The sequence below is a fragment of the Nitrospira sp. BLG_2 genome (genome assembly GCF_049222245.1).
In genome coordinates this window covers 1-7,771 of record NZ_JBLYIG010000422.1, presented here as the reverse complement: position 1 = coordinate 7,771, position 7,771 = coordinate 1, and the positions used below count along the sequence as shown (strand labels likewise).

Annotated in this window: 6 protein-coding genes; 2 read left to right on the top strand and 4 right to left on the bottom strand. The window is 57.0% G+C overall.

Annotation, left to right across the window (positions count from 1 at the left end):
- The coding region (locus ACOSYY_RS11620; RefSeq protein WP_421662545.1) for an efflux RND transporter permease subunit at window positions 1-1,213 on the top strand (1,213 nt) is incomplete at its 5' end.
- A 114-nt stretch (window positions 1,214-1,327) separates the two neighbouring features.
- The gene (locus ACOSYY_RS11615; RefSeq protein WP_421662544.1) at window positions 1,328-2,449 is read left to right on the top strand and encodes a glycosyltransferase family 4 protein; all 1,122 of its coding nucleotides are present in this window, start codon (window positions 1,328-1,330) and stop codon (window positions 2,447-2,449) included.
- 247 nt (window positions 2,450-2,696) lie between these two features.
- Here ACOSYY_RS11615 and ACOSYY_RS11610 read toward each other — a convergent pair whose 3' ends face one another.
- The 4 genes from ACOSYY_RS11610 to ACOSYY_RS11595 form a co-directional block, all read right to left on the bottom strand.
- Window positions 2,697-3,119: a DUF2267 domain-containing protein gene (locus ACOSYY_RS11610; protein WP_421662542.1), complete on the bottom strand. Its 423-nt coding sequence runs from the start codon at window positions 3,117-3,119 to the stop codon at window positions 2,697-2,699.
- A 96-nt stretch (window positions 3,120-3,215) separates the two neighbouring features.
- Window positions 3,216-5,798, bottom strand: coding sequence for a DNA ligase D (ligD, locus tag ACOSYY_RS11605; RefSeq protein WP_421662541.1), 2,583 nt, complete (start codon window positions 5,796-5,798; stop codon window positions 3,216-3,218).
- A gap of 331 nt (window positions 5,799-6,129) precedes the next feature.
- Window positions 6,130-7,143 (bottom strand): type I glyceraldehyde-3-phosphate dehydrogenase, encoded by a 1,014-nt coding sequence (gene gap / locus ACOSYY_RS11600; protein ID WP_421662539.1) that lies wholly within the window; start codon window positions 7,141-7,143, stop codon window positions 6,130-6,132.
- A gap of 19 nt (window positions 7,144-7,162) precedes the next feature.
- Window positions 7,163-7,771 (bottom strand): transaldolase family protein (locus tag ACOSYY_RS11595; protein WP_421662538.1); only part of this gene is annotated, 609 nt, incomplete at its 5' end.

The window sequence follows — 7,771 nt, the reverse complement described above, 5'->3', positions numbered from 1 at the left end:
CACGGCCAAAAGTAAAGCCGAATTGGATCAAGCCGTGCGCAACCGCCTTGAAAAGGTTCCAGGGGCCGGCTTTTTGCTGAGCCAACCCATTCAGCAACGCGTGGATGAACTCTTATCCGGCGTTCGATCGGAGGCGACCGTGAAGGTACTGGGGGACGATCTCAACGTGCTCCGCAAAACCGCCGATCGAATTCGGGCCATCATGAGTGAAATTCGAGGAGTCGCCGATGTCCGCGTCGAGCAATTATTCGGACAGGTCTACCTGGCGATCGATATCGATCGGAAGAAGATCGCTCGATATGGCATCAACGTCGCGCATATCCAAGAAATCGTCTCGACGGCGATCGGCATGGAGGCGGCCACACGGGTCTACGAAGGCGAAAAGCGTTTCGATTTGACGTTGCGCTATCCGGAGTCGGCCCGCAACAGCGTCGAGACCATCCGCAATATTTTGCTGCGCACCACGACGGGCACTCTTATTCCTTTGGGAGAGCTCGCGCAGGTGGAGCTCCGAGAAGGTCCCGCGTTGATCAGCCGTGAGCAGTTGCAGCGGCGAATCTACATCGGCTTCAACACCTATGGCCGTGACATTGAAAGCATCGTTGCGGAAGCGCAGGGTACAATCGGACAGATCCACCTCCCTCCCAATTACCAAATCGTGTGGGGCGGATCGTTTGAAAATATGCAGCGCGCCATGGCTCGTTTGAAGATCATCGTCCCGATCACAATCGGAATCATCTTTCTATTGCTCTACGTCTCGTTCAATTCATTCCGGTACGCAATTCTGATCATACTCAACCTTCCATTGGCACTCATCGGAGGCATCGTCGGACTTTGGGTAACCGGCGAGTACCTCAGCGTGCCGGCCTCTGTGGGATTCATTAACTTGTTCGGGGTGGCCGTGCTCAACGGCCTCGTGCTGGTGTCATATATCGATCAACTGAGAAACGACGCCGCATCGGTGAAGGATGCGGTTGTCCGAGGCTGTATGTTGAGGTTACGTCCTGTTCTTATGACCGCCACGGTGGCGCTGCTTGCTTTGGCGCCCCTCGCCTTGGCCACAGGGGTAGGATCCGAAGTGCAGCGTCCGCTCGCCGTCGTCGTCATCAGCGGCATCCTGACATCGACCGCATTGACGCTCCTCGTTCTTCCCGTGCTTTTTCCATGGTTCGAAGAGAAACGGATATCACCCACATTCGGCCCCTTGGACTAGGGACTCCCCTCGTTTCATTGTTTGCGCAATCCACCTAGTCTCACTCTGATTTGTCGGCGTTCGCATTTCTGTCGATCGCCACACTCACATCACCCTCAAAGAGGAAGGGTTCAGATGAAAATCGCTCAAGTTGCACCGTTGCGGGACAGCGTTCCTCCTCAACGCCACGGAGGCACGGAACGTATCGTTTCTTATTTGACGGAAGAACTCGTACGTCTCGGTCATGATGTGACGCTGTTCGCGGCCGGTGATTCTTCGACATCCGCCGCTCTTTCCGCCGCCTGCTCGTCGTCCTTACGTTCAACTCCGAAGATATCGTCCCCGGACGCCCCGTTGGTTCTCCTCCTCGAGCGCGCATTCGGCACCTGCGCCGGGAATTTTGATCTCATCCATTCACACATCGATACCTTGGGCTTTCCCCTCACACGTCGATGCCGTACGCCGGTGCTGACGACACTCTATGGCCGGCTTGACTTGCCGGAATTGGTCTCGGTCTTTCAGCAATTCTCCGAGTTACCCGTCGTTTCGGTATCGAGTGCGCAGCGGTGTGAGGTGCCTTGGATCAATTGGCAAGGCGCCATCCATCATGGGCTGCCCCGACATCTGTATTCCATGCATCCAAACCCGGGCAGATACCTCGCATTCTTGGGTCGGATCTCGCCGGGCAGTGGAGTGGAGCAGGCTATCGAGCTGGCCATACGTACCGATATGCCGATTCGGATCGCGGCCAGGATTGATCCGGCGGATCGGAATTACTTTGAGCACATCGCCCCGCTATTTGAACATTCGTTAGTGGAATATGTCGGTGAGGTCACCGACGGCGAGAAAGATGATTTTCTCGGTGAGGCCTATGCGTTGATCTGTTCGGTCGATCGGCCGGACCCCTTCGGCTTGGTCTTGATCGAGGCTCTCGCGTGCGGCACGCCCGTGCTCGCCTATCGACGTGGAGCCGTCCCGGAAATCGTGGATCACGGAATGACCGGATACTTGTGCGACAGCCTAGCGGAGATGGCTCATACAGTCGCATGGGTGCCCAATCTCGATCGACGCCGATGCCGTGAAGCATTTGAGAAGCGGTTCACCGTCGAACGCATGGCGCAGGACTATCTGGCGTTGTATGAGCGATCAATGCATAAGGAGGAGGACCAGTCGGTTGATCAAAGTTCCAACCGGGCCATGCGGCAGTCCCCGAATTTAAGGTCCCAGGACGATGCGCCAATCGAGGCGGCGGCGTGATACAAGACAATCGGCCATCCGATCGTACCGATCAATGTTTGGATCTTACGGATGAAAGCAGCGGTGAACCGTCCTGAAGACCCGCCCCCGGCTATGGGTTAATAGGCCGGACGAGCAGCCGTGCGCTGTGTGTATCACACGGCCTGTTCAATAGCGTGGCACAATGCGTCATTTCAGCGGTTGCGCTTGCTCGTCTGTTTAGACGACGGGTGGTACAGGACTGTCGGACACTTTGAATCCTTCATGGTTACGGGAAGACTTTCCAGAACTCATTGGCGCCCACCGGCAGCCTTGCCAGTACAAGATTGAAGGCTGTCTCATCGACGTTCTTTCTTAACGCACGCGCCACATCCTGTATAGCGGTTTCAGGAGTGACGTTGTGGTCAGGACGCAGTGTCCAGACCTCTTTCGTCATGACGGCCCGGCCCTCGAACGGAAGACGGGGCTCTGCTGTGTCCCAATCATCGACGAACAAAGCGCGTAAACAAACCGGCAGTACTTGAGAGAAGCGTATAGCCTCTGCGATATCAAGGCGCCGCCGAAATGCCTGGAATACTGCTTGCGTCATCGTGTAGGCCTGATGCGTACTGCCCAAACCGGCGGCGTCGCGAGCGTCTTGAAGAAACTTGACGAAGTCATCAGTGGCGCGTTGATATTCTCGCGGTATCATTATTCTTTTGAAATGCAGCTGGAAATTTCCCGGTGGCCGGCTATGCCGGCGGGCTGATCTACAGCGGGCGACTCTACAGGGACTCGAAATAGTTCTTCAACGGCCTGCGAGACGTCGCTTCATGTCCATCGTCAAGTGCTGGCGTACCTTGGCATATTCGGCCCAGGGATCTTTGACCAGTTGTGACAACCGCTCTTCGATATTATGCAGTGTAAACCGGTCTGAACGTAACTCAGGAGAGCACTCATCCCACGTCAGCGGAACCGAAACGGGAGCTCGCGGTTTGGCGCGCGTCGAATAGGCGGCCACCGCAGTCGCGCCTTGGCCGTTCCGAAGAAAATCGAGATAGATTTTTCCCTTTCGCACTCGTTTCGACATATTGTCGGTGAACCGCGCAGGAATCGTTCGTACCAAGTGTCCGGCGAGCGATTTCGAGAACCCCTTCACTTCTTCCCAGCTATGGCGACGCTGCAACGGCACCACGACATGCAGTCCCTTGCCTCCCGTCGTCTTCACGAAGGATTTCAATTTCAGCTCATCCAACAACGCTTTCACCAAGAAGGCTGCTTCCACGACTTCCTTCCATGGGACGTCGGGAGCCGGATCGAGATCAAGGATCATTCGGTCGGGTCGATCCAGCTGATCCTCCTTGGCACCCCACGTATGGAGTTCCAACGCACCGAGCTGCGCGAGCGCGACGACGGCCGCAGTCGTATTGGCCACCATATACGAGGCCCGTCCTTCGGCTTCTTCCACTTCCACGCGATCGATGGCTTCATGGACCTGATCCGTGACGTGCTTTTGATAAAAGCAGCCCGTTTCATGACCCTCCGGACAGCGAACGAGCGTCAATGGACGCCCCCGCAAGTGCGGCAAAATCCAGCCCGCTATACGCTCATAGAATTGGACGAGCTCCAGTTTGGTAATGCCGTCGTGGGGGAATAACACTCGATAAGGATTCGAGATCCTCATACCTGCCACCGTCGTTGCCTCGGTGCGCTTCTGTGTTTGGCCGGGAGTTTTGACCCTGCCGGCACTCGCCGGCAGCACATGTGTGGGCGATTCGCGCACGATGGCACTCGCCGGCTTGTCGTGACGCATGCCGACGAATGACGCTTGGCGAAGGATCCCTTCCTCCGTCCATTCTGCGAACCGCACCTCGGCCACCAACTCCGGTTTCACCCAATGTACGCCTTTGGCATCCCAGCCTGTCGGAGGGTTGCGAAATGCCGGCCGCGGTTGTTGAAGCGATCGCAAAACTCGATGCAAGTCTGATAGCCGTTCTTCGGAAAATCCGGTTCCTACCCGTCCCACATAGACCAGATTGCCGGCTCCCTCGTACACCCCCAGCAGTAACGCGCCGAACCCCTGCCGTGAACCGGACGGATCGGAGAAGCCGCCGATCACGAATTCCTGACGGCGGTGGCACTTCACTTTCACCCAGTTCTTATTCCGTCCGGCGATATACCGGCTGTCCAGATGTTTGGCGATCAAACCTTCCAATCCGCGTCGACAGGCCGTCTCAAAAACTATGTGACCCTGTCCAAGAACGTGATCGCTGTATCGCACCGGACCTTCTTTCGGAAGCCCGTCAAAAAGAGCGGCCAATCGACGCTTACGTTCATGGAGCGGATGGGATCTAAGGTCCATCCCGTTGAGGAAGAGAAGATCGAAGACATAGTAGATAAGCCGGCTGCCGGAACCACCGTCGAACGCATTCTGCAACGTCTGAAAGCTCATTGTTCCATCACGGTTCAACGCCACGAGTTCACCATCCAACCAAGCGTTGTCCACTGCCAGTCGGGCCGCCGCCTCCGTTTGCTTGGATAGTTTCGCCGTCCATTCCCTGCCGTTTCTCGAGAACACTCGGGCCCTACCCGGATCGATTCGACACAGCATGCGATATCCGTCGTACTTCAATTCGTGAATCCAACCGTCTCCTTGGGGAACTTCGTCAACCAGCGTAGCCAGCTGGGGTTTGACCCATTCAGGACAGGGAGCACTTCCTCGACGGGTACTCGCCTTTCTGGACGGTGAGGCCTTTGCCTGTTTGCCGGCAGCGGGCTCTCGATGTGAGTGCCATGTATCAGGTTTGGCGCGCGCAATTTCATCCATGCTCATTCGACTTTTCACGCTGTTTGATAATTTTGACGTTGAATCGATAGCCGTTCCTGTACGGGCGGCCTCGTCGCGTTCCTTAATGAGCAGCCAGTTGCGTTCGCCCCGATTACGCGCTCCACCCATCCGCACCAACGTCCAGCGGCCCTGCAGTTTCCGCCCCGCCAGCGTAAATTTAAGACGACCCTTTTCGTAATCCGCCCGAGGGTCTCCATCAGGAATCCATTGTCCTCGATCCCACACCATGACGGTGCCCGCGCCATATTGCCGAGGAGGAATGATGCCTTCAAAATCGGCATATTCCATCGGGTGATCCTCAACATGCACGGCCAACCGCTTATCCGAAGGATTCAGGCTCGGACCCTTGGGAACCGCCCAACTTTTCAAGGTCCCATCGAGTTCCAGCCGAAAGTCGTAGTGGAGTCGCCTCGCGGCGTGCTTTTGGATGACGAACAGCAACTCATCGGAGGACTTTGTCCGTGACGGCGAGCCGGGCGGTTCGGACGTGCTGGAAAAGTTCCGCTTCTTCCGGTATTGCTGCAACTTCTCTGAAGATTTCATCGCCGGAACTAGCGAAAGGTTCGATTCGGTGCTACCAGCCCCCTTCAGGATGATCGAAAAGGCTGTCAGGCAAGGCCGCAGCGAGGTCCGCGACACGAAGAATAATGAGCGTCACATTCGCGGACGGCGCCCTCGGCTTCGCCGCGAGGCAAGCGAACCGGTGAGCGCCCGATGTCTTAGAGAACGAGGCGTATTCTTTCTCACCCGGCCCACCCTGAGCTGCTCTTAGCAGCCCTTGCCCGGTGGTACGTTGAGCCTCTGAGGTTCACGCCGCGCCGAATAAGGCGCGGCACGTTTGTGAACGCCGCCGGCAGACTTCTCAGCATCCTGGTCAGCTCTCGACCGGCACGATAAGCGCCATCGAGACCGCTTGACGGACCATTTGGCTGGCATACCCCCATTCATTGTCATACCAACTCATCACCTTGACCAGATTGCCGTCGACGACCTGCGTCATTTCGACATCGACGATCGACGCGCGCGAATCTTGAATAATATCGGAGGATACGATCGGATCCTCCGTCACTCCCAGTACTTCGGCATACCGGTCACTGCGCGCCTCTTCCAAGAAGATGTCGTTCACTTCAGGGATACTCGTCTCCCGCCCCGTCACCATCACGATATCGGAAAGGGAACAAATCGGGACCGGCACTCTGACGGCCGCGCCTTGAAATCGTCCGGTGAGGTTCGGCAAAGCGCGTGTCGTCGCCACCGCGGCGCCGGTTACAGACGGCACAAGATTCACCGCAGCCGCCCGCCCTCGACGCTTGCTCTTATGTTGTCCGTCCACCAACGCCTGACTGGCCGTGTACGCATGTGTCGTCGTCATGACCGCCTTTTGTAACCCGAGCCGGCGGTCGATGATTTCGACGATGGGCGCCACACAATTCGTGGTGCAACTGGCACAGGACAGGATGGGCCCGGCTTTCTCGTCATACACGTTCACGCCATAGATGACGGTCGGAATATCCTCGTCCTTCGCCGGCGCCGACAGGATCACCCGCTTCGCTCCGGCCTCGAGATGTCCCGACAACGCGGCCCTCGTGTTGAATTTCCCCGAACACTCAAATACCGCATCGACCTCCAGCTCCTTCCACGGGAGACGGTGCGGTTCGCGCTCTGCAAAAACGGGATACCTTCTGTCCGCCATCATAATTGCATCCGGATCGGCTTTAACCTGAACATGATAGCGACCATACACCGTATCGTGATTGAGCAAGTAGACCAAATCGTCGGGAGAAGCCGGATCGTTGATCGCCACCAACTCAAGTCCCGGCTGGTTCACCAAAATTTTGAACGTAGCCCGGCCGATTCGTCCAAGACCGTTGATGGCCACTTTCATCATCGCTATCTCCTCCTCAACCTCATGCCGTGTGTTCGAGACGAAATTGACTTCGCTTTTTGTCGAGGGCTGTTATGGCGGCATCATAGGCATCGACGAATTTTTGCACTCCTTCATGCTCCAGTTGCCAGGTCACGCAATTGAAGTTGATACCCGCCTTTTCCAACTCTTGCATGGCGGTATCCGCTTGCTCCGGTTCGGTTTCGACGGCATCCGGCACGACCCGACCATGATCGGCAAAGGCCCGCAGCGTGGCCTCGGGCATTGTATTGACGGTGTCCGGTCCCACCAAGGATTCGACATACACGACATCCCGATAGGCCGGATTTTTCGTGCCGGTGCTGGCCCATAAAGGACGCTGTACACGCGCGCCTTTGACTGCCAGTCGAGCCCATCGATCACTGTTGAACACTTGTCGAAACGTCCGGTAAGCCAGCTTGGCATTGGCGACGGCCGCGCGACCCGGCAATCGGGCCGCAAGCGACTGTCGCGCCCGATCATCGGACGGAATACGTCGCTGTAGTAAACGATCCACCAGGACGTCGATGCGGCTCACGAAAAAGCTCGCCACCGACGCGACTGTTTGCAACGGTCGGCGATCCGTGGCGCGGCGCTCGAGCGCCGACAGATA

Bases quoted from the DNA above. Each gene is read 5' to 3' on its own strand.
- ACOSYY_RS11610 (WP_421662542.1), bottom strand. From the start codon at position 3,119: ATGATACCGCGAGAATATCAACGCGCCACTGATGACTTCGTCAAGTTT.
- ACOSYY_RS11615 (WP_421662544.1), top strand. From the start codon at position 1,328: ATGAAAATCGCTCAAGTTGCACCGTTGCGGGACAGCGTTCCTCCTCAA.
- gap (WP_421662539.1), bottom strand. From the start codon at position 7,143: ATGATGAAAGTGGCCATCAACGGTCTTGGACGAATCGGCCGGGCTACG.
- ligD (WP_421662541.1), bottom strand. From the start codon at position 5,798: ATGAAATCTTCAGAGAAGTTGCAGCAATACCGGAAGAAGCGGAACTTT.